Origin of the sequence: Tepidimonas charontis, assembly GCF_007556685.1 — a bacterium.
Lineage (GTDB): Bacteria > Pseudomonadota > Gammaproteobacteria > Burkholderiales > Burkholderiaceae_C > Tepidimonas > Tepidimonas charontis.
Genome location: NZ_VJON01000025.1, coordinates 1 through 21,658, shown reverse-complemented (window position 1 = coordinate 21,658; position 21,658 = coordinate 1). Strand labels below are relative to the sequence as shown.

Genomic DNA, 21,658 nt, shown 5'->3' with positions numbered 1-21,658 from the left:
GCAGCGCACTCCTTACGCCGCCAGGCGCGACAAATCGGCCACGCGGTTCATGGCGCGCTGCAGCTGCGCCAGCAGCCCCAGACGGTTGGCGCGCAGCGCCGCATCGTCGGCGTTGACCATGACGTGGTCGAAGAACGCGTCCACGGGTGCCTTCAACGCCGCCAGCCGCTGCAGGCTGGCGGTGTAGTCGCCGGCTTCGTAGGCGGCGTCGGCTGCGGGCTGCACCGCCTGCAGTGCTTGGTACAGCGCCTGCTCGGCCGGCTCCAACAACCGGGCCGGATCGACCTGCGGCGGCACGGCCGCTTCGGCCTTGCGCAGGATGTTGGTGACGCGCTTGTTGGCCGCCGCCAGCGCCGCGGCCTCGGGCAGGGTGGCAAAGGTGCGCACCGCCGCCAGCCGGCGCGGCACCTCGCGCAGCAGCGCGGGCTGCAGCGCCAGCACCGCCTCCACCTCTTGCGCCCGGTAGCCTTGCTCGCGCAGGCTCACCGCCAGCCGGTCGTCGATGAAGGCGCGCAGCGCCGCGCGCGGGTCGCGAATGCGTTCGCCAAAGGCGGCCACTGCGGCGTCGATGAGCGCCGGCAACGCCAGTGGCAGCTCGCGCTCGATGAGCATGCGCACCACCCCGAGGGCGTGGCGGCGCAGCGCATACGGGTCTTTGTCGCCGGTGGGCAGTTGGCCGATGCCAAACAGGCCCACCAGGGTTTCCATCTTGTCGGCCAGCGCCACGCACAGTCCCACCGCGTCGCGCGGCAGGGCGTCGCCGGCAAAGCGGGGCTTGTAGTGGTCCTCGATGGCGTCGGCCACGCGCACGTCTTCACCGTCGTGGCGGGCGTAGTACGCGCCCATGATGCCCTGCAGCTCCGGGAACTCGCCCACCATGTCGGTGAGCAAATCGGCCTTGGCCAGCAACGCGGCACGATCGGCCAGCCGCACCAGCGTCGCATCCCCCAGCTGCGCCGCCACCCAACGCGCAATCGAGGCCACGCGCTCGACGCGCTCGCCCTGCGTGCCCAGCTGGTTGTGGTAGACCACTTTGGCCAGGCCCAGCACGCGCGACTCCAGCGGCCGCTTGCGGTCCTGGTCGTAGAAAAACTGGGCGTCGGCCAGGCGCGGGCGCACCACACGCTCGTTGCCGGCGATGATGGCGCTCGGATCGTCGGGGGTGATATTGCTCACCACCAAGAAGCGGTGGGTCAAGCGTCCCTGCGCGTCCAGCAGCGGGAAGTATTTCTGATTGGCCTTCATGGTCAGGATCAGGCACTCCTGCGGCACCTGCAAGAAGGCTTCCTCGAACTGGCACACCAACACGTTGGGGCGCTCGACCAGGGCGGTCACTTCATCGAGCAAGGCGTCGTCTTTGATGGGGCGGCAGCCACCGCCCACGCGCGCCGCCGCCTCGGCCAACTGCTGTGCGATGAGCGCACGCCGCTGGCCGAAGTGGGCGATCACGGCCCCCTCGCGCGCCAGCGTCTCGGCATAGGCATCGGCATGGGCGATCTCGATGGGGTCGCGCGCGGCCTCGAAGCGGTGGCCGTGGGTGTGCCGCCCCGCCGTCAGGCCCAACGCCTGTACGGGCACCACGCACTCGCCGTGCAGGGCCACCAGGGCATGTGCCGGGCGCACGAAGTGCACGCTGCGCCAGCCGTCGGCCAGCTGGTAGGTCATCACCTTGGGGATGGGCAGGCGGCGCAGCGCCTCGTCGAGCGCCTTTTGCAAGCCCGCCGGCAGGGCCACGCCGGCCACCACGCTGTCCCAGTACAGCAGCTCGGCCTTGCCGTCGTGCACGCGGCGCAGGCGTGCCACCGCGCTGGCCAGCTCGGCCTCGGCCACGCCCAATGCGGCCAATTTCTTGCGCAGGGCAGGCGTCGGCCCCCCACTGGCATCCAGCCCGACGCCGACCGGCATCAGCTTGAGCTGCACGGGCCGATCGGCGGCCTGGGCGCGCACCGCGCCCACATGCGCGGCGAGTCGGCGCGGACTGGCGTACGGCGTCACCGCGGCGTCGGCGTCGGCCAGTCCTTGCTCGACCAACTGCTCGTGCAGCACGCGGGCAAACGCTTCGCCCAAACTTTTGAGGGCTTTGGGTGGCAGCTCCTCGACGCACAGCTCCACCAGCAGGGGGGCGACGAGCGCGCTCATGCCACACCCTCCTTGGCTTGCCGCTGGGCCAGCACCTCGTCGGCCCAGGCGCGCGGCGCCATCGGAAAACCCAGGCGAGCGCGGCTGTCCAGATAGCTTTGCGCCACGCTGCGCGCCAGGTGCCGGATGCGACCAATGTAGGCGGCGCGCTCGGTGACGCTGATGGCACCGCGCGCATCCAGCAGGTTGAAGGTGTGCGCCGCCTTGAGCACCTGCTCGTAGGCCGGCAGGGCGAGCTGCTGCGTCATCAGGTACTGTGCCTGGCGCTCGTGCGCGGCAAAGGCGGTGAACAGAAATTCGACGTCCGCGTGTTCGAAGTTGTAGGCCGACTGCTCGACTTCGTTTTGATGAAAGACGTCGCCGTAGGTCAGCCCCGGCGCGTACACCAGGTCATAGACGTTTTCCACGCCTTGCAAATACATGGCCAGACGCTCCAGGCCGTAGGTGATCTCGCCGGTGATGGGTTTGCAGTCGATGCCGCCGACCTGCTGGAAATAGGTGAATTGCGTCACCTCCATGCCGTTGAGCCAGACTTCCCAGCCCAAGCCCCACGCGCCCAGCGTCGGGTTTTCCCAGTCGTCTTCGACGAAGCGGATGTCGTTGCGCTTCAGATCGAAACCCAACGCCTGCAGCGAACCCAGATACAGGTCCAGGATGTCGGCTGGCGCCGGTTTGAGCACCACCTGGTATTGGTAGTAGTGCTGCAGGCGGTTGGGGTTGGCGCCGTAGCGCCCATCTTTGGGGCGGCGGCTGGGCTGCACATAGGCCGCCTTCCACGGCTCGGGCCCCAGGGCGCGCAAAAAGGTGGCGGTGTGGCTGGTGCCGGCGCCTACCTCCATGTCGTAGGGCTGCAGCAAGGCACAGCCTTGCGCATCCCAGTACGCCTGGAGCTTGAGGATGATCTGTTGAAACGTCAGCATAAGCCATCGATTCTACGACCGGCGCCGCGCCACCCACCCCCACACCAGCAGGCACGTCAGCGCCAGCGGCCACAGACCCCAGCGCGCCACCCAGACCACGTAGGGCGTGCGGCCCTGGCGGCCCTGCACCACCGCGTCCAGCACCCCGCGTTGGCCGCGCGGCCACTGGGCCAGCACGCGGCCACGGTGGTCGATGGCCACCGTCGCCCCCGTGTTGGTGGCGCGCAGCATGGGACGCCCCAGCTCCAGCGCGCGCAAGCGCGCGATCTGGCGATGCTGGTCGATCGCCACCGTGTCGCCAAACCAAGCGATGTTGCTCACATTGACCAACACGGTGGGCGCCCGCGCCGGGTCGCGAAATGCCTGCGCCAATTCTTCGCCGAACAGATCCTCATAGCATACGTGGGGCGCGATGCGCTGCCCGGCCCACTCGAACGGCGGCTGTGGTAACCCACCGCGCTGAAAATCGCCCAGCGGCATACGCATCAGGTCCACGAACCAGCGAAAGCCCGGCGGGATGAATTCACCGAAGGGCACCAAGTGGTGCTTGTCGTAGCGATAGTCGGCCAGTCCGAGCGCGTCGGCATCAGCCGGCAGTGGCGTGCCGCCCGGCCGCCAGCCAGCCACCGAATTCGTGTAGCCGCGCTCGAAATCGCCCAGCGGCACGCCCATCAGCAGCGCGGCGCCGCCGGCACGCACCGTCTGCGCCAGCGCGTGCCAGTAAGCGGGATCGAGGTCCTGCGGCAACAGTGGTATCGCCGTCTCGGGCGCCACCACCAGGCCGGCGGTCAGCGCGGGGTCGACAGCCGCCTCGGCGATACGGGCGCCGTACCAGCGCAGCGCCAGCGGAATGCCGTCTTCGGGGTCGAATTTGCGGTCCTGCGCGATGGCGCCCTGCAGCAGACGCACCGGCAACGCACCGGCCGGCGCGGTGAAGTCGGGCAGGCGCTGCGCCAGCCAGGCGCCGGTGCCGGGTATGCCCCACAGCAGCGCGGCCAGCGCCAGCGCCAGTGCCCGAACCCACGTTCGCGCCAACACCACGGCCGCTGCCAGCGCCGCTGCCAGCGCCCCCATGCCGTACACCCCAACCCATGGCGCAGCCCAGCCCAAGGCGTCGATCTGGGCATAGCCGCCCGCCCCCCACGGGAACCCCGTCCACAGCACACCGCGCGCCAGCTCGGCCAAGGTCCAGGCCGCCGCAAAAGCCAGCGCGGCGGGCACACCCGACCTGCCGCGCCAGCGCCACCACAGCGCGGCCAGCAGACCGTAGTCGAGCGCCAAGAACGCCGCCAACGCCAGCACCGCCACCAGCGCCAAGGGCGCCGCCAGCCCGCCGTAGGTGTGCATGGAGATGAACAGCCACCAGAAAACGCCGCCCAACCACGCGGTGGCAAAGACGAACGCCCGCCCCCCCGCCTGTGGGGCCGAGGACGCGCGCGCGAGCAGCGCCACCAGCGCGATGAGACTGAGGCCGTGCAGCCAAGCGACGGGCTCGCCACTCCTCAGTGTGGGGAAGCCGGTCTGCGGCCCCGGCCACGCAACGGCGGCGGCCTGTGCCACCCCGGCTGCTGCCGCCAGCGCCCACGCCGCGGCCTCGCGTCGCCACAACGGCTGCCCGGCCGCGCGCTGACCGGTCATGCGGACCCGACGCGGCTGACCTTGAACCAGCGCACCGCCCCGCCGCGCGCGTGCTGCACCTCGAAGCGCAAGCCGGCCGTCACGAAGGCCTCGCCGCGCCGCGGCACGCGGCCCATCGCATGGGCGATGTAGCCGCCGATGGTGTCGAAATCGGCCTCAGGCAGCGCCACCTGAAACCATTCATTGACTTGCTCGATAGGGGTGTCACCGCTCACCCGCCAGGTGCCATCGGCCAGCGCAAAGATATCGCCCTCTTGCTCGTCGTCGTCGAACTCGTCTTCGATATCGCCGACGATTTGCTCCAACACGTCCTCGATCGTGATCAGGCCGGCCACGCGCCCGAATTCGTCGATGACGATGGCCAGATGGTTGCGGTTGCCGCGAAATTCGCGCAACAAATCATTGAGGCCCTTGCTCTCGGGCACGAAGACCGCCGGCCGCAGCAGGGTGCGCAGATTCAGCTCGGGCGCGCGCTGCAGTTTGAGCAGATCTTTGGCCAGCAAGATGCCGATGATGCGATCGCGCTCGCCTTCGTACACCGGAAAACGCGAGTGACCGGTTTCGATCACGGTGTTGAGCAGCTCGGTGTACGGCGCCTGGATGTCGAGCGCGTCCATGCGCGGCGCCGGCACCATCACATCCCCGGCGGTCATGTCGGCAATGCGGATGACACCTTCCAGCATGACGCGCGACTCGGCGTCGATGACGTCGTTGTCCTCGGCGTCGGCCAGCGCCTCAATCAGCTCGGCCTTGGAGTCGGGGCCGGGATGCAGAAATTCGGCCAGGCGCTGCAAAAAATTGCGCTTGTCCTCATGCCGCGCGCCAGCGCGCGGCACGCTAGAGTGGGCAGGGTCGGCCACGGGTGGGCAGCAGAAGTTGCGACGGCGTCAAGAATACCACCAGCGGTGGGCACCTGCCACGTCCGACCCTCGTCGCTGAGCGCAGGCTTCGTCACCGCACCCGCCCGATGAGCCGTCGGCCCAGCGAGCGCAGCGCCTTGAGCCAGTAGTCGGTACGGGCCACCTCTTGCTCCAGCAGCTCGCCCACGTGGGAGCCAAAGTCGGCGGGTGGCAGCTCCAAGTGGCACTCGCTCTCGCCGGCGTGTTGCACCACGGTGGCCCCCGCGCCGCGGGCGATGCGCAACATCGGCACGTTTTCGCTCAGGGCATGGATATACAGATAGCGCACGCCATGGTTGCGCGCATGCACCACGGCGCGCTCGAACAGCTGGTGGCCGTAGCCGCGCCCACGCGCGTGGGCACTGACACTGACACCGAACTCGGCGCTGTCGCTGCCACGCTGGGCATCCACCATGTAGGCCAGGTGCGCCATGGCGATGAGCTGCAGGCGCCGGTTGAAAATACCGAAGATGTCGTCCAGGCCGAAGCGCAACCCCTCCACGTAGCGGCGAATCTGGGCATCTTGGGCCGCATAGCCGAAGCGCAGATAGCGGTCACGCTCATCCAACGCGAGCAAGTGCGCCAAAATGGCGTCACGGTGGCTCGCGTCCAGGGTGCGGATGGGCGCGCGCGCCCAGCGCCGCCGCCGGCCGGGCGCGGAGGCCTCGGGCAAATCGAGCACCGGCACGCGCGGCGCCCGCTCCTGGGGCGCGGGAGGTATGGCAGCGCCAGACATGGCCGTACTGTAACCGGAAAGCGGCCATTTGTCAGGGTTTACCCGCATCTGAGCCGACACCCCGCGCCCACACCACCTGTGCCGCAGGCGACAGCTTCTAGGGGCATCCCCCAAGAGGCCGCGCAATGAGCTCCAGCGACAATGCTTCGGTTACCCTGTTGACACGGTGCCCCATGGAACGCATTTGGCTGTCGAGCTACCCCAGCGGCGTGCCCGCCGACATCGATCCGACCCAGTACCCATCGCTCAACGCACTGCTGGAGCAAGCCTTTCGCCGCCATCCGCAGGATCCGGTGTCGGTGTGTATGGACCGCTGGATGAGCTATGGCCAGCTCGACCGCTACAGCGCGGCGCTAGGGGCCTATCTGCAGTCGCTCGGGCTGGCGACGGGCGCGCGGGTGGCCATCATGCTGCCCAACCTGCCGCAGTTTCTGGTGACGATGGCCGCCGTGCTGCGTGCCGGCTACACCTGCGTCAACGTCAACCCGCTCTACACCGCGCGCGAACTCGAACATCAGCTCAAGGACTCCGGCGCCGAGGCGATCGTCATTCTGGAAAACTTCGCTCACACGCTGGAGGAAGTGATCGACCACACCCCGGTGCGGCACGTGGTGGTGGCCAGCTTCGGCGACTTGCTGGGCTGGTGGTATGGGCGCTGGATGACGTTTCTGGTGCGCCACGTGGCCAAGCTGGTGCCGGCGTTCAAATTGCCCTATCAAGGCCCGACGGGGCCACGCACCATCGTGCCGTTTCGCCAGGCGCTGGAAGCCGGCGCGACGCAGTCACTGCGCGCCCCCGAGGTCAGCCGCGACAGCATCGCCTTTTTGCAGTACACCGGCGGCACCACCGGCCTGTCCAAGGGCGCCGTGTTGACACACGGCAACGTGATTGCCGCCATCTTGCAGGCCGAGGCCTGGTTTGCCCCCGCCATCGACCGCATCGGCGACCCGCGACGCGCCAACCACATCATGGCGCTGCCGCTGTATCACATCTTCGCGCTGACGCTGATGCTGCTGGTGATGCGCCAGGGCGGACACGCAACGCTCATTCCCAACCCGCGCGACATTCCGAAGTTCGTCGAAGTGCTCAAAGCGCGGCCGTTTCACGTGCTGCCGGCGGTCAATACGCTGTTCAACGGCCTGCTGGCCAACGCACGCTTTCGCCAGCTCGATTTCTCGCACTTGGTGTTGTCCCAGGCCGGCGGCATGGCCGCCTCGGAGGGCACGGCACGCCAATGGCAAAAGGTCACTGGCTGCGTGATGATCGAAGGCTGGGGCATGAGCGAGACCTGCGCCATCGGCACCAACAACCCGGTCACCGCCACCGCTTTCAGCGGCACCATCGGCTTGCCATTGCCAAGTGTCGAGATTGCCATCAAAGACGAAGCGGGGCGCGATCTGCCCCCGGGCAGCACGGGCGAGATCTGCATCCGCGGCCCCAACGTGATGACGGGCTACTACAACCGCCCCGAGGAGACCGCCCAAGCCTTCACCGCCGACGGCTATTTGCGCACCGGCGACATCGGCGTCATGGACGAACGCGGCTACATCCGCATCGTCGATCGCAAGAAGGACATGATCATCGTCTCCGGCTTCAACGTCTATCCGAACGAAATCGACAACGTCGTCTCCACCTGCCCGGGCGTGCTGGAGTGCGCCGCCGTCGGTGTGCCCGACGAGCATTCGGGCGAAGCGGTCAAGCTTTATGTGGTGCGCAGCGACCCGACGCTGACCGAGGAGCAGGTGATGCGCTTCTGCCACGACAACCTGACCGGCTACAAGCGGCCCAAGTACATCGAATTTCGCGACGAGCTGCCCAAGAGCAACGTGGGCAAGATTCTGCGTCGGGAGCTGCGCGGCCGATGAACCCGCTGGCCACCGCCCTGGCCACGCTGCACCTGCGGGTGTTCGAGCGCGGCTGGCTGTCGGCCAACAATATCCTGTTCGATGGGCCGCAGGGCACCGCGCTGGTCGATTCGGGCTACGTGACTCACGCCGCCCAAACGCTGGCGCTGGTGGGCCACGCGCTGGGCGCGCGCCCCTTGCAGCGGCTGCTCAACACCCACCTGCACAGCGATCATTGCGGCGGCAACGCTGCCTTGCAAGCCCACTACCCGGAGTTGGTGACGCTGATCCCCCCCGGACAGGCCGAGGCGGTACGCACCTGGGACGAGAACCGTCTGAGCTACCGGGCCACCGGCCAGTGCTGCGCGCGCTTTCGCGCCGACGCGCTGCTGCAGCCCGACAACGCGGTGGCGCTGGGCGGGTGCTGGTGGCAGATTCATGCCGCGCCGGGACACGACCCCGACGCCGTGCTGCTGTTCGAGCCACAAGCGCGCGTGCTGATCGCCGGCGACGCGCTGTGGCAGCATGGCTTTGGCGTCGTCTTCCCGGAGCTCGATGGCGAGCCCGGCTTTGCCGCCGTCGGCGCCACGCTGGACCTGATCGAGCGGCTGGCACCCCGGTTGGTGATCCCGGGCCACGGCGCACCTTTCGGCGATCCCGCGCACACCGACGCGCACCGCCCCGCCGCACCCGTGGCCGCCGCGCTGGCGGTGGCACGCCAGCGGCTCGCCGCCTTCGTGGCCGAGCCGGCGCGGCACCGCCAACACGCGCTCAAAGTGTTGTTGAAATTCAAGCTGCTGCAGTGGCAACGCCAGACGCTGACGCACGTGTTCGCCTGGGCGCACGGTGTGCCCTACCTGGTGCGGCTGCACGCTCAGTACGGCGCCGGGCAGCCGTTCGACGCCTGGTTGCAGGCCCTCATCGACGCCCTGTGTACCAGCGGCGCCGCGCGGCGCGAGGGCGACTGGCTGATCGATGGCGGCTGAGGGCCGCCCGCACGCCGACGGTGCGTGCTCACAGGTCCAACATCAGGCGCAGATTTTGCACCGCCGCCCCGCTGGCCCCCTTGCCCAGGTTGTCCAGGCGCGCCACCAGCACGGCGTGGCGATGCTGCTCGTTGCCGTAGACGCGCAGTTCCAGCCGATCACTGCCTGCCAGCGCCACCGCATCCAATTTGCCGTCAGCGGTGGGAGGCTCCACCGACACCCAGGTGCTGCCCGCATAGTGGGCGACCAGCGCCTCGTGCAGGTCGGCCGCGCGCACCGCACCAGGCAGGGTATCGAGGTGCAGCGGCAGCTGCACCAGCATGCCCTGCGCAAAATTGCCCACCGACGGCACGAACAGCGGCCGGCGCGTCAGGCCCGTATAGGCCATGATCTCCGGCAAGTGCTTGTGGTTCAGCCCCAACGCATACAGCTCGAAGGCTGGGGCGCACCCGCTTTCATAGGCCTCGATCATGGCACGCCCGCCCCCCGTGTAGCCGCTGACGCTGGGCAGACACAGCGGATGGTCGGGCGGAATCAGCCCCGCGTCGACCAGGGGGCGAATCAGCGCGATGGCCCCGGTGGCGTAGCAGCCCGGGTTGGCCACGCGCTCGGCGCGCCGGATGGCCTGTGCCTGCCCGGGGCAGAGCTCGGCAAAGCCATACACCCAGCCCGGTGCCACCCGGTGCGCGGTGGAGGCATCGATGACGCGCGGCGCGCGCCCGCCTGCGGCGCGCAGCGCCTCGATCATCGCCACCGACTCGCGCGCCGCCTCGTCGTGCAGACACAGAATCACCACATCGGCCTGCGCCATCAGCGCGCGCTTGGCCGCCGCGTCCTTACGCCGTTCGGGGTCGATCGACAGCAACGCCACCCCGTCGAGCTGCTGCAACCGCTGGCGGATTTGCAGGCCCGTGGTGCCGGCCTCGCCGTCGATGAAGATATGAAACATAGGCATACCCCCTAGGGTTCGCACGGATGGACAAGCGGTGTGCGCCGCGTTCCAAGGTGTCAGCTTGGCACAAGGTTGGCGCCAACGCGCATGATACAGTTCGCGCTGTCCCGAGCTGGCCCGCCAGCCGCGGCCCCACCGTGGTGGGTTGCCGCGCACTCGTGCGTGCGACGTCGGCGGCCCCGCCGCCCGACGCCGTCCGGCGGACCTCCCCGTCAGACGCCACTTCATCACAGGTCATCCATGAAGATTCACGAGTATCAAGGCAAGGAAATCCTGCGCCAGTTCGGCGTGCCGGTACCGCGCGGCATCCCCGCCTTCACGGTGCAGGAAGCGGTGGAAGCCGCGCAGAAATTGGGCGGCCCGGTGTGGGTCGTCAAAGCCCAAATCCACGCCGGCGGCCGCGGCAAGGGCGGCGGCGTCAAGGTCGCCAAGAGCATCGACGAGGTACGCGAGCTCGCCAGCCGCATGCTGGGCATGCAGCTCATCACGCACCAAACCGGCCCGCAAGGGCAAAAGGTACGCCGCCTCTATATCGAAGAAGGCGCCGACATCGGCAAGGAATACTATGTGTCGGTGCTGACCGACCGCGCCACGCAGAAGGTGGCCATCATCGCCTCCAGCGAAGGCGGCATGGACATCGAAGAAGTCGCTGCGCGCACGCCCGAAAAGATCGTCAAGATCTTCGTCGATCCGCTGGTGGGGCTGACCGAGGCGCAGGCGCGCGAGCTGGCTGCCGGCATCGGTCTGCAAGGCCACACCGCCGACCAGGCGGTGGCGCTGCTGCAAAACCTGTACCGCTGCTACATGGAGACCGACGCCTCGCTGGTCGAGATCAACCCGCTCAACTGCGACAGCCAGGGTAACCTGGTGGCGCTGGACGCCAAGTTCAACTTCGACAGCAACGCGCTGTTCCGTCACCCCGAAATCGTGGCGCTGCGCGACCTCGACGAGGAGGACCCGGCTGAGGTCGAAGCCTCCAAGTACGATCTGGCCTACATCAGCCTCGACGGCAACATCGGCTGTCTGGTCAACGGCGCGGGGCTGGCCATGGCCACCATGGACACCATCAAGCTGTTCGGCGGTGAGCCGGCCAACTTCCTCGACGTCGGCGGCGGCGCCACGGCCGAAAAAGTGACCGAGGCGTTCAAGATCATGCTGCGCAACCCGAGCGTCAAGGCCATCCTGGTCAACATCTTCGGCGGCATCATGCGCTGCGACGTCATCGCCACCGGCATCATCACGGCCTGCCGTGCCGTCAACCTCAACGTGCCGCTGGTGGTGCGCATGAAGGGCACCAACGAGGACCTGGGCAAGCAAATGCTGGCCGAGTCGGGTCTGCCCATCATCAGCGCCGACACCATGGCCGAGGCCGCGCAAAAGGTGGTTGCCGCCGTCGCCGGTCGTTGATCTGCCTTGCCGAGAGGAAAGCACACCATGTCCATCCTGATCAACAAAGACACCAAGGTCATCACCCAGGGCATCACCGGCAAGACGGGCCAGTTCCACACCCAAAAGTGCCAGGAATACGCCAACGGCAAGCACTGCTTCCTCGCCGGCGTCAACCCGAAGAAGGCCGGCGAGCAGATCTTCGACATTCCCATCTACGCCTCGGTGCGCGAAGCCAAGGAAGCCACCGGCGCCACCGTCAGCGTCATCTACGTGCCGCCGGCCGGCGCCGCGGACGCCATTTGGGAGGCGGTGGAAGCCGACCTCGATCTCGTGGTGTGCATCACCGAGGGCATCCCGGTGCGCGACATGCTGATGGTGCGCAACAAGATGAAGGCCAAGGAGGCCGCCGGTGGCAAGAAGACCCTGCTGCTGGGCCCCAACTGCCCCGGCCTGATCACGCCCGATGAGATCAAGATTGGCATCATGCCGGGCCATATCCACAAAAAGGGCCGCATCGGCGTGGTCAGCCGCTCCGGCACCCTCACCTACGAGGCGGTGGCGCAGCTCACCGAGCTGGGGCTGGGCCAGTCGAGCGCAGTGGGCATCGGCGGCGACCCGATCAACGGCCTCAAACACATCGACGTGATGAAGATGTTCAACGACGACCCGGACACCGACGCCGTCATCATGATCGGTGAAATCGGTGGACCGGACGAGGCCGAAGCCGCGCGCTGGTGCAAAGACCACTTCAAAAAACCGGTGGTGGGCTTCATCGCCGGTGTGACCGCCCCGCCGGGCAAACGCATGGGACATGCCGGCGCGCTCATCTCGGGTGGCGCCGACACCGCCGAGGCCAAGCTGGCCATCATGGAGGAGTGCGGCTTCAAGGTGACGCGCAACCCCTCCGAAATGGGCAAACTGCTCAAGAGCTTGCTCTGACGCGGGCGTGCCGGAGAGGGCACGCCGCCCCCGGGCAGGCACACCGCGCCCTACCGCGGCCGGTGTAGCTCCCCGCCGGGGTGAGCCACCGCTCGCCCCTGCCACGGCCCCGCGACCAGCGGGGCCGTCGTGTTTCAGCGGCGGAACGGCGGCCCCACACGTGGGCCGCCGCCGCTACACTGCAGGCAGACTCGCTACACCACGATCATGCCGCTGCTGTTTGCCTGTGCCACCGACGTCGGGCGTGTGCGCCCCAACAACGAAGATGCCGTGCTCATCGACCCCGAGCTGGGGCTGGCGGTGCTGGCCGATGGCATGGGCGGCTATCAGGCCGGTGAAATCGCCAGCCGTCTGTGCTGTCGCGTCGTCCACGAACAAGTGCAGCATGCCTTGGTCAACACCCCGCTGGGTGAGGAAGAAGCGCTGTTGCGCGCCGCCATCCAGGCCGCCAATGCGCGCATCTACACCGATGCCCTGCTGCAGCCCTCCCACCGCGGCATGGCCACCACGGTGGTGGTCGCGCTGGCCCGCGCGGGGCGGCTGGCCTTCGCCTACGTCGGTGACTCGCGGCTGTACCGCCTGCGCCAAGGCCAGCTGGTGCAGCTCAGTCACGACCACACCCTGGTCCAGGAGCACGTGGACGCCGGCCTGTTGCCGGCGGCTGAGGCTCGCCTGAGCCGTTACCGTAACCTGGTCACGCGGGCCGTGGGCATCGACCTGACGCTGCTGCCCGACTCCGCCACCCAGTTGCTGCAGCCGGGTGATACCTATCTGCTGTGTTCCGACGGCCTGCACGACATGCTCAGCGATGGCGAAATCACCCACCTCTTGTGCCACCAGGCGGGCCCCAGCCAAGTGGCCGACGCCTTGGTCGCCGCTGCCAATGCCGCCGGCGGGCGCGACAACATCGCCGTGGCGCTGATCCACTGCGCCCCTTGAGGCCCTGCCCGCGAACGCCTGATGCCCACGCTCGTCATCGCCCGCGGCGCCCGCACGCGCCAGCTTGGTGGTGGACGGTGCCTCAACCGGGCGCGCCGTCCCTCAGCCCCACAACGCTGCGCGGGTCTGTTCGGCTGCGACACGCGCGGCAGTGGCAAAGTCGTCGCCGGCGCTGGCGTACAAAATGGCGCGCGAGGAGTTGACCACCACCGGCCCCGTGGTGCGTCCGCTGGCGTCGCCGCGCCAGCCGGCACGCACCGTGGTCACCGCATCCCCGCCTTGCGCGCCAACGCCGGGAATCAGCAGCGGCACCGTGGGCGCCACGGCGCGCACGCGCTCGATCTCCTGCGGGTAGGTGGCGCCCACCACCAGCCCCATCTGGCCGTGGCGGTTCCACGGCCCCTGCGCCAGCGCCGCGATGTGTTCGAACAGAAACGGCTGGCCCGGCACGTCGGCCAACCGGCGTGCTTGCAGGTCGTCGCCGCCGGGGTTGCTGGTGCGGCACAGCAAAAAGACCCCTTTGCCACCGTAGCGCAGGTAGGGCTCGACCGAATCGAACCCCATGAAGGGCGACAGCGTCACCGCGTCCGCCCCGTAGCGCTCGAACGCCTCCTTGGCGTACTGCTCGGCGGTGCTGCCGATGTCGCCGCGCTTGGCGTCCAGGATGATCGGCACCTCGGGCGCGACCACGCGGATGTGCGCCATCAGGCGCTCGAGCTGCGCCTCCGCCCCGTGTGCGGCGAAGTAGGCGATCTGCGGTTTGTAGGCGCAGACGAGGTCGGCGGTGGCATCGACGATGGCGGCGCAGAAGTCGTACAGGTGCTCCACGCGGCCGCGCCAGTGGCCGGGCAGGCGCGCCGGGTCCGGATCCAGCCCGACGCACAGGCGCGAGCGGTGGCGCGCCTCGGCGCGCAGCAGCATCTCGATAAAATCCATGCGGTCATTGTAGAGGTCCGTCAACCACCTCCACGCGGCCGCCTCGATGCGGCCGAGCAGCGACTACCCCACAGCCCATAGCCGAGGCCCCCAGCAACACCGCACCGCCCCAAACGGGGCACATCGGCATGCTCGTCTGTGGCCGCGGCTACACCAGCGCCGACCACCACCTGTGGCCGTGGCGCAGCAGCGCAGCGATGCGCACGGCGTTTTGCGCTACAGTGATTGCGTCGACCCACGATCCACAGAGGAGACCCTGCCATGCAACGACGTGATCTGCTGGCCGCCGGTTTGGCCGCCGCCCTGCCCGCCTGGGGGTATGCGCAGACGCTGGAAAAACCCAAAGTCACCATCGCCGTCGGTGGCAAAAATCTGTTCTATTACCTGCCGCTGACCATCGCGGAAGAACTGGGCTATTTCAAGGCCGAGGGGCTGGACGTCAACATCGTCGATTTCGCGGGCGGCGCGCGCGCTCTGCAGGCGGTGGTCGGCGGCAGCGCCGATGTCGTCTCCGGTGCTTTCGAGCACACCATCAATATGCAGTTCAAGGGGCAGCCGATGCGCGCCTTCGTGCTGCAGGGGTTGGCGCCGCAGATCGTGCTCGGCGTCAACCCCAAGACGATGCCGTCTTTTCAGTCGGTGGCGGACCTCAAAGGCAAGAAGGTGGGCGTCACCGCCCCGGGCAGCTCGACGCACATCATGCTCAACTTCGTGCTCGCCAAAGCCGGGCTCAAACCCAGCGACGTCAGCGTCATCGGCGTCGGTGCCAGCAACGGCGCGGTGGCGGCCATGCGCTCGGGCCAGATCGACGCCATCAGCAATCTGGATCCGGTCATCACGCTGTTGCAGCGCTCGGGCGACTTGCGCGTGGTGGTCGATACGCGCCAGCCAGCCGAGGCGGAAAAAGTCTTCGGCGGTCCGATGCCGGCGGGCTGTCTATACGCCCCCGTGCCGTTCGTCGAACGCCACCCCAACACCGTGCAGGCGCTCACCAACGCCATGGTGCGCGCCAACAAATGGATCCAGCGGGCCGGCCCCGGCGACATCATCAAGGTGGTGCCCGAGAGCTATTTGCTCGGCGATCGCGCCGTCTATATCGACGGCTTTTTGGCCGCCAAACCGGCGCTGTCGCCGGATGGTCGCATCCCGCCGAAGGGCGCGCAGACCGCTTTCCGCGCCTTGGCCAGCGTGGACGAAAAGCTGACTGCGGCCAAGTTGGACTTGAACGCGGTCTTCACCAACGCCTTCGTCGAGCAGGCCAACACCCGCTACCCCAAGGGTTGACACATGGCGGACGCGGCCATCGAACTGCAAGACATCACGTGCACCTTCGTCAGCGCCGACGCGCCGGCACAGCGCTACACGGCGGTGCAGGATGTCACGCTCACCGTTGGCGCCGGCGAGTTCGTCAGCGTGGTCGGCCCCACCGGATGCGGCAAAAGCACGCTGCTCAACGTCGCGGCGGGGTTGCTAGCGCCCAGCCGCGGCACGGTGCGTGTCTTTGGTCAGGTGCTCACGGGTCTGAACACCCGCGCCGGCTATATGTTCCAGGCCGACAGCCTGATGCCGTGGCGCACGGCCCTGGGCAATGTGATGGCGGGGCTCGAGTTTCGCGGTGTGCCCCCCGCCGAAGCGCGCACGCGTGCCCAGGAGTGGCTGCGCCGGGTCGGCCTGGGTGACTTCGGTGACCGCTACCCGCACCAGATGAGCGGCGGCATGCGCAAACGCACCAGCCTGGCGCAGACGCTGGTGCTGGACCCCGACATCATTTTGATGGACGAACCCTTCTCGGCGCTGGACATTCAGACCCGGCAGCTGATGGAAAACGAGCTGCTGGCGCTGTGGAGCGCCAAGCGCAAGGCGGTGTTGTTCATCACCCACGATCTGGACGAAGCGATTGCCATGAGCGACCGGGTGGTGGTGATGAGCGCCGGGCCTGCCGCACGGCCGATCGGCGCCTTCACCATCGACCTGCCGCGTCCGCGCGATGTGGCCGAGGTCAAAATGGCGCCACGCTTTCTGCAGCTGCACGCCGCCATCTGGGCCGTGCTGCGCGACGAGGTGCTCAAGGGTTATCGACAACAATGGCAGCGCGCCGCGTGACGACGGAGACCGACACACCGATGTGGCAAAGGCTCAAACCCCGACCCGGCAACCTGCGGCTGTGGCAAGTCGGCCTGCTGCTGGCGCTGTTTGCCCTGTGGCACGTCCTCACCCAGCCCGGCCTGATCCCGCCCTTTTTGTTCGACAACGAGCGCCAAGCGGCCTTCTTTTTTGGTGAGCCGCTGAAAGTGCTGCAGCGCATCTGGGCCTGGTTCGTCACGGACGCCGACATCTACCGCCACCTGGGCGTGACCCTGACCGAGACCGTGCTCGCCTTTGCCATCGGCTCGATCGGCGGCTTGGCCGCCGGCCTGTGGCTGGCGCTGTCGCCGATGGCCTCGGCGATCCTGGAGCCTTATATCAAGGCGCTCAATTCGATGCCGCGCATCATCCTGGCGCCGATTTTCGCCATCTGGTTCGGGTTGGGGCTCGGCTCCAAGGTGGCCTTGGGCGTGACGCTGGTCTTTTTCATCGTCTTCTTCAACGTCTACCAAGGCGTGCGCGAGGTCAGCCCCGTCATCCTGGCCAACGCGCGCATGCTGGGGGCGACTCGGAAGCAGCTGCTGCGCCACGTCTATCTGCCCAGCGCCACCAGTTGGGTATTCAGCTCGCTGCATACATCGGTGGGGCTGGCCTTCGTCGGTGCGGTGGTGGGGGAATACCTGGGCTCCAGCCAGGGCGTGGGCTATCTGATCCTGCAGGCCGAAGGCACCTTCGACATCAACACCGTGATGGCCGGCATCCTGGTGCTGACCGCCTTCGCGCTGGTGTTGGATGCGCTGGTCGGGCGTATCGAGCGGCGACTGCTGACCTGGCAGCCCAAGGCCGGCGAGACCGAAAAACTCTGAGTGGAAACACGCATGCATCCGTGGCTGCTGCTGGCGCTGGCGATCGTCACCGAAGTCATCGCCACCACGGCCCTGAAAGCCAGCGACGGCCTGACGCGTCTGCTGCCATCGGCCGTGGTGCTAGTGGGGTATGCCACGTCTTTTTATTGCCTGTCACTGGTGCTGCGCCACATCCCGGTCGGCATCACGTACGCGGTGTGGTCGGGCTTGGGCATCGTTCTGATCACACTGGTGGCCTATGTGCTCTACGGGCAGCGCATCGATGGAGCGGGCCTGCTGGGCATGGCGCTGATCATCGCCGGCGTGGTGGTGCTCAACCTTTGGTCGCGCACGTCGGGGCATTGAACGCGCGCCAGCGCGCACGCGCCGCCAGCACGGCGTAGCCGATGGCGATCCCGACCGCGTCCGCCACCCAGTCAGCCAGCTCTCCATGGCGCCAGCCGGTGGCGGCTTGGGCGGCCTCGGTGGCCGCGCCATGCAGCAGCAACGCCACGCTCGACGCAGGCCTACCGAAGGCCGGGTAGGCCCAGCGCCCCGCGACGGTGAGCAGGGTGAAGGCGGCGGCGTGCTGCGCCTTGTCCCACACGTCGAAGACCGGTGGCGGCAGGTACTGCACGGGGGTGAGCGACAGCGCCGTGACGGCCAGGGCCAGGCCCCAGAAGAGCCATCGGGACAAGCCACTGCCCGTACCCTGCCGCGCGCCCGACGGTTTTGCGCACCCCCTCATACGGCAGTGCCCGTAGTCGCCAGCGCCGCCTGTAGGGCATCGACGAAGCGTTCGGCCACGTCAAAGCCCGTTTGCTGGGTGATTTCCTGAAAACAGGTCGGGCTGGTGACGTTGATTTCGGTCAGGCAGGTGCCGATGACGTCCAAGCCCACCAGCAGCAGGCCCCGCGCCGCCAGGGTCGGGCCCACGGCGCGTGCGATGGCCCAATCGCTGTCGGACAGCGGCTGGGCCACCCCGCGCCCACCGGCGGCCAGATTGCCGCGCACCTCGCCGCTCTGCGGAATACGCGCCAAACAAAAAGGCACCGCTTCGCCGCCGATGAGCAGGATGCGCTTGTCCCCCTGCGCGATCTCGGGCAGGTAGCGCTGCACCATGATGGTGGTGTGCCCGTGCGCGGTCAGCGTCTCGATCACCGCCCCCAGGTTCAGGCCATCCGGGCCAACGCGAAAGATACCCCGCCCGCCCATGCCGTCCAGTGGCTTGAGGATGATGTCGCGCTGCTCGGCATGAAAGGCCCGAATCGCCTCGGCCGAACGCGTCACCAGCGTGGGCGGCGCGACGTCGGCGAACTCCATCAGCGCCAGCTTCTCCGGGTGGTCGCGCAAGGCCGCAGGCCGGTTGAAGACGCGCGCGCCCTCGCGCTCGGCTTGTTGCAGCAAGTGGGTGGCGTAGAAATATTCGGCGTCGAACGGCGGGTCTTTGCGCATCAGCACCGCGTCGAAGGCGTGCAGCGGCTCACGCCCCTGGTAGCGCACCCGAAACCAGTCGTCGGCATCGCCCGTGAGCTCGATGGCGCGTACCAGCGCGGTCACCGGCTCGCCCCGGCGCCATTGCAGGTGCGCCGGCTCGCACGCCGCCAGTGCCACGCCGCGGCGTGCCAGCGCGCGCATCATGGCGAACGTGCTGTCCTTGTACGTCGCAAAGGTGTGCAGCGGGTCGGCCACTACCAGCACGCGGCGCAGCGGCACCGCGTCCGGCCCCGACCGCTGCGGCGTGGCACCCAGCGGCGCGGCGGCCGCATCGGTGTCCCTGGGGTCAGACAGCACGCTCGGGGTGGCGATGGGCTCAGACATCCCATTGCGCCTCCGGGTCGGTGGCCTCCAGCTCATAGGCCGCCGCCAGCATGGCCAGGCGCGCCACCACCCCGTACATATAAAACCGGTTGGGCACACTGGCGCCGGGCTTGCTGCCCGGCTGCGGCTGCAGCGCGCTTTTCTCGAACGCCAGCGGCACGAAGCTCGCCCCAGGGGCGTTGAGGTTTTCGTCCACGCCGCGCTCGGCGTGCACGCGGTAAAACCCCCCCACCACATAGCGGTCCATCATATAGACCACCGGCTCGGCCACCGCGTCGTTGATGCGCTCGTGCGTGATCACGCCTTCTTGGATCAGCACGTCGCTGACCTGCTGGCCGTCCTTGATGACGTTCATCTTGTTTTTGGTGCGGCGGTTGAGGTTATCCAACTCGGCGGCGTCGCGCACCATCATCACACCCATACCGTAGGTGCCGTTGTCGGCTTTGACGACGACGAACGGCCGCTCCTGGATGCCGTATTCCTTGTATTTTTTGCGGATGCGCGTCAGCAGCGCATCCACATTGGTTTGCAGACACTCCAGCCCCGTGTTTTCGGCGAAATTGACCTGTCCGCAGTGGGCAAACATCGGGTTGATGAGCCACGGGTCCATCCCCAGCAATTTGCCGAAGCGCTTGGCCACCTCTTCGTAGGCGCGAAAGTGGTTGCTCTTGCGCCGCACGTGCCAGCCGGCGTGCAACGGCGGCAGCAGATACTGCTCGTGCAAATCCTCCAGAATGCCCGGCACGCCGGCGCTCAAATCGTTGTTGAGCAAAATGGTGCAGGGGTCGAAATGCTTCAGGCCCAGGCGGCGCCCTTCGCGGATCACCGGCTCCAGCAACAAGCGTTCGCCGTTGGGCAGTTCCACCGGCGTGGGCTCCTTGATTTCGGGGTTGATGGAGCCGATGCGCACGTTCAGCCCCGCCGAGTAAAAGATGCGCTGCAGCTGCGCCACGTTCATCAGGTAGAAGACGTTGCGCGTGTGGTTTTCCGGAATCAGCAGCAGGTTTTTGGCTTCGGGGCAGATTTTTTCGATGGCTGCCATGGCCGCCTGCACCGCCAGCGGCAGCATCTCGGGCGTGAGGTTGTTCCAGCCACCCGGGAACAGGTTGGTGTCCACCGGCGCCAGCTTGAAGCCGGCGTTGCGGATGTCCACCGAGGTGTAAAACGGTGGCGTGTGTTCCATCCATTCCAGCCGGAACCAGCGCTCGATGACGGGGGTGGACTCCAGAATGCGCTGCTCGAGCTCGTTGATCGGGCCGGTGAGTGCGGTGACGAGATGGGGGACCATGCCAAGTGCCCTGGTTGGGATTCGAAGAGCGAGCGGCCCCACGTGCGCGGTGCGGCCAGCCTCGATGCGCCGATTGTAGGAAGTCCGGTGCGCGACCGACAACCGGCTGGAGTATGCGTTATAACCCCCGCCCATGAACCGCAACTTGTGGCTGCTGGCCATCGCCCAGGGTCTGTTTCTCACCAACAACGTCGTCTTCATCGCCATCAATGGGCTGGTCGGCTTGAGTCTGGCGCCAGTCGGCTGGATGGCCACCCTGCCGGTGATGGGCTATGTGGTCGGCGGTGCGCTGTCCACGGGGCTGGTGGCGCGCACGCAAGCGCGCTGGGGCCGCCAGGTGGCGTTTCAGATCGGCTTGGGCGTTGCGTTCGGCTCGGCCCTGCTGGCGGCGCAGGCGGTGGCCACGCGCCAATTCGGGTGGCTGGTGGCCGCCACCGTCATCGCTGGCTACTACAGCGCCAATGGGCAGCTGTACCGTTTCGCAGCCGGGGAACTGGCTGCCCCTGCGTTTCGGGAAAAGGCGGTCTCGCTGGTACTGGCCGGGGGTTTGATTGGCGCCATCGCCGGCCCCAATCTGGCCAACCTGACGCGCGATCTGCTGCCAACCCCGTTTCTGGCAGCTTACCTGGCGCTGGCCGCCATCGCGCTGTTGTCGATGGTGGTGATGGCCGGCATCCGCTTCCCCAGCGAGCCAGCGCGTGCCACCACCCGCGCCGCGGATGGTCGGCCACTGTCCGGGCTGCTGCGCGAGCCGACCTTTGCCGTTGCCCTGGTGGGCGCAGCGCTGGGCTACGGCGTCATGAATCTGCTGATGGCCGCCACCCCGCTGGCCATGCAGACCTGCGGCCTGCCGTTTGCCGACGCGGCACTGGTGCTGGAGTGGCACGTGATCGGCATGTTCGCACCGGGGTTTTTCACCGGCCATCTCATTCGGCGTTTCGGGGCGATTGCGGTCATGGGCGTGGGGGTGCTGCTCAATGCGGCGTGTATCGCCATCGCATTGTCGGGGCAGGATCTGCACCAGTTTCTGGTGGCCCTGTTCCTGCTGGGCGTGGGCTGGAACTTCCTGTTCACGGGCAGCACGACGAGTTGTGTGCGTCAAGTTGTGCAAATTGGTGATCAGGTAATTGGTTGATCCTGTTTGCGCTGTCGTTGTCGCGGAGGGCGTAGCCCGCAGCGATGACGACAGCGCGCGGCCGCTTCAGGCGGCCAGTCTCAACGCCTCCTTTTTCTGCTCCGAAAGGAGCGTCATGTTCAGGTAACGGCTGTCCTCCAGCCAGGTCTCGTGCGTCTCGACGCACA

At 67.6% G+C, this 21,658-nt stretch carries 20 protein-coding genes; 10 read left to right on the top strand and 10 right to left on the bottom strand.

What is annotated here, in order from left to right:
• Positions 1 to 12: 12 nt before the first annotated feature.
• The 5 genes from glyS to Tchar_RS08290 all read right to left on the bottom strand — a co-directional run bounded on the left by glyS (position 13) and on the right by Tchar_RS08290 (position 6,332).
• Complete coding sequence (gene glyS, locus Tchar_RS08310) at positions 13 to 2,139, bottom strand: glycine--tRNA ligase subunit beta (RefSeq protein WP_144328601.1); 2,127 nt, start codon at positions 2,137 to 2,139, stop codon at positions 13 to 15.
• The gene (gene glyQ / locus Tchar_RS08305; protein WP_144328600.1) at positions 2,136 to 3,059 is read right to left on the bottom strand and encodes a glycine--tRNA ligase subunit alpha; all 924 of its coding nucleotides are present in this window, start codon (positions 3,057 to 3,059) and stop codon (positions 2,136 to 2,138) included. Before glyQ ends, glyS begins: the two co-directional genes overlap by 4 nt.
• A gap of 12 nt (positions 3,060 to 3,071) precedes the next feature.
• Positions 3,072 to 4,697 carry an apolipoprotein N-acyltransferase gene (lnt, locus tag Tchar_RS08300; protein WP_144328599.1) on the bottom strand — a complete coding sequence of 542 codons (1,626 nt, stop codon included), beginning with the start codon at positions 4,695 to 4,697 and terminating at the stop codon, positions 3,072 to 3,074.
• Entirely contained in the window at positions 4,694 to 5,557 is an 864-nt protein-coding gene (locus Tchar_RS08295) for an HlyC/CorC family transporter (protein WP_236640399.1), read from the bottom strand. Before Tchar_RS08295 ends, lnt begins: the two co-directional genes overlap by 4 nt.
• Positions 5,558 to 5,648: 91 nt before the next feature.
• Positions 5,649 to 6,332 (bottom strand): GNAT family N-acetyltransferase, encoded by a 684-nt coding sequence (locus Tchar_RS08290; protein ID WP_144328598.1) that lies wholly within the window; start codon positions 6,330 to 6,332, stop codon positions 5,649 to 5,651.
• 173 nt (positions 6,333 to 6,505) lie between these two features.
• On the opposite strand from Tchar_RS08290, the gene Tchar_RS08285 reads away from it, so the two are divergent.
• On the top strand, positions 6,506 to 8,197 hold the full coding sequence (locus Tchar_RS08285) for an AMP-binding protein (RefSeq protein WP_144328597.1): 1,692 nt from the start codon (positions 6,506 to 6,508) through the stop codon (positions 8,195 to 8,197).
• Positions 8,194 to 9,162 carry an MBL fold metallo-hydrolase gene (locus Tchar_RS08280; RefSeq protein ID WP_144328596.1) on the top strand — a complete coding sequence of 323 codons (969 nt, stop codon included), beginning with the start codon at positions 8,194 to 8,196 and terminating at the stop codon, positions 9,160 to 9,162. Before Tchar_RS08285 ends, Tchar_RS08280 begins: the two co-directional genes overlap by 4 nt.
• Before the next feature lie 28 nt (positions 9,163 to 9,190).
• On the opposite strand, the gene argC is transcribed toward Tchar_RS08280, so the two are convergent.
• Positions 9,191 to 10,111 carry an N-acetyl-gamma-glutamyl-phosphate reductase gene (argC, locus tag Tchar_RS08275; protein ID WP_144328595.1) on the bottom strand — a complete coding sequence of 307 codons (921 nt, stop codon included), beginning with the start codon at positions 10,109 to 10,111 and terminating at the stop codon, positions 9,191 to 9,193.
• A gap of 243 nt (positions 10,112 to 10,354) precedes the next feature.
• Here argC and sucC point away from each other — a divergent pair, with 243 nt between their 5' ends.
• The 3 genes from sucC to Tchar_RS08260 all read left to right on the top strand — a co-directional run bounded on the left by sucC (position 10,355) and on the right by Tchar_RS08260 (position 13,381).
• Complete coding sequence (gene sucC, locus Tchar_RS08270; protein WP_144328594.1) at positions 10,355 to 11,521, top strand: ADP-forming succinate--CoA ligase subunit beta; 1,167 nt, start codon at positions 10,355 to 10,357, stop codon at positions 11,519 to 11,521.
• Positions 11,522 to 11,548: 27 nt separating this feature from the next.
• The gene (gene sucD / locus Tchar_RS08265; protein WP_144328593.1) at positions 11,549 to 12,442 is read left to right on the top strand and encodes a succinate--CoA ligase subunit alpha; all 894 of its coding nucleotides are present in this window, start codon (positions 11,549 to 11,551) and stop codon (positions 12,440 to 12,442) included.
• Between the two features lie 207 nt (positions 12,443 to 12,649).
• Entirely contained in the window at positions 12,650 to 13,381 is a 732-nt protein-coding gene (locus Tchar_RS08260; protein ID WP_144328592.1) for a PP2C family protein-serine/threonine phosphatase, read from the top strand.
• Between the two features lie 102 nt (positions 13,382 to 13,483).
• Here the strand turns inward: Tchar_RS08260 and pyrF are convergent, their stop codons facing one another.
• Positions 13,484 to 14,317 (bottom strand): orotidine-5'-phosphate decarboxylase, encoded by an 834-nt coding sequence (gene pyrF, locus Tchar_RS08255; RefSeq protein ID WP_144328591.1) that lies wholly within the window; start codon positions 14,315 to 14,317, stop codon positions 13,484 to 13,486.
• A gap of 261 nt (positions 14,318 to 14,578) precedes the next feature.
• Between pyrF and Tchar_RS08250 the strand changes: the two genes are divergently transcribed.
• Genes Tchar_RS08250 through Tchar_RS08235 form a run of 4 tightly spaced genes read left to right on the top strand, consistent with a single transcriptional unit; the run spans position 14,579 to position 17,613 of the window.
• On the top strand, positions 14,579 to 15,601 hold the full coding sequence (locus tag Tchar_RS08250) for an ABC transporter substrate-binding protein (protein ID WP_144328590.1): 1,023 nt from the start codon (positions 14,579 to 14,581) through the stop codon (positions 15,599 to 15,601).
• A gap of 3 nt (positions 15,602 to 15,604) precedes the next feature.
• A complete protein-coding gene (locus Tchar_RS08245; RefSeq protein ID WP_144328589.1) occupies positions 15,605 to 16,420 on the top strand; it encodes an ABC transporter ATP-binding protein in 816 nt (271 codons plus the stop codon).
• 20 nt (positions 16,421 to 16,440) lie between these two features.
• On the top strand, positions 16,441 to 17,268 hold the full coding sequence (locus Tchar_RS08240) for an ABC transporter permease (protein ID WP_144328616.1): 828 nt from the start codon (positions 16,441 to 16,443) through the stop codon (positions 17,266 to 17,268).
• A 12-nt stretch (positions 17,269 to 17,280) separates the two neighbouring features.
• Positions 17,281 to 17,613 (top strand): DMT family transporter, encoded by a 333-nt coding sequence (locus Tchar_RS08235; RefSeq protein WP_144328588.1) that lies wholly within the window; start codon positions 17,281 to 17,283, stop codon positions 17,611 to 17,613.
• On the opposite strand, the gene Tchar_RS08230 is transcribed toward Tchar_RS08235, so the two are convergent.
• From Tchar_RS08230 to gshA, 3 genes are read right to left on the bottom strand one after another with little or no spacing between them, the layout of a single operon-like run.
• Positions 17,582 to 17,944 (bottom strand): VanZ family protein, encoded by a 363-nt coding sequence (locus tag Tchar_RS08230; protein ID WP_201739335.1) that lies wholly within the window; start codon positions 17,942 to 17,944, stop codon positions 17,582 to 17,584. The two genes, Tchar_RS08235 and Tchar_RS08230, sit on opposite strands and share 32 nt — an antisense overlap.
• 47 nt (positions 17,945 to 17,991) lie before the next feature.
• On the bottom strand, positions 17,992 to 19,068 hold the full coding sequence (gene gshB, locus Tchar_RS08225; protein WP_144328587.1) for a glutathione synthase: 1,077 nt from the start codon (positions 19,066 to 19,068) through the stop codon (positions 17,992 to 17,994).
• A complete protein-coding gene (gshA, locus tag Tchar_RS08220) occupies positions 19,061 to 20,356 on the bottom strand; it encodes a glutamate--cysteine ligase (RefSeq protein ID WP_144328586.1) in 1,296 nt (431 codons plus the stop codon). Before gshA ends, gshB begins: the two co-directional genes overlap by 8 nt.
• A gap of 133 nt (positions 20,357 to 20,489) precedes the next feature.
• Here gshA and Tchar_RS08215 point away from each other — a divergent pair, with 133 nt between their 5' ends.
• Positions 20,490 to 21,491, top strand: a complete 1,002-nt coding sequence (locus Tchar_RS08215) for an MFS transporter (RefSeq protein ID WP_144328585.1) — start codon at positions 20,490 to 20,492, stop codon at positions 21,489 to 21,491.
• Positions 21,492 to 21,658 lie beyond the last annotated feature (167 nt).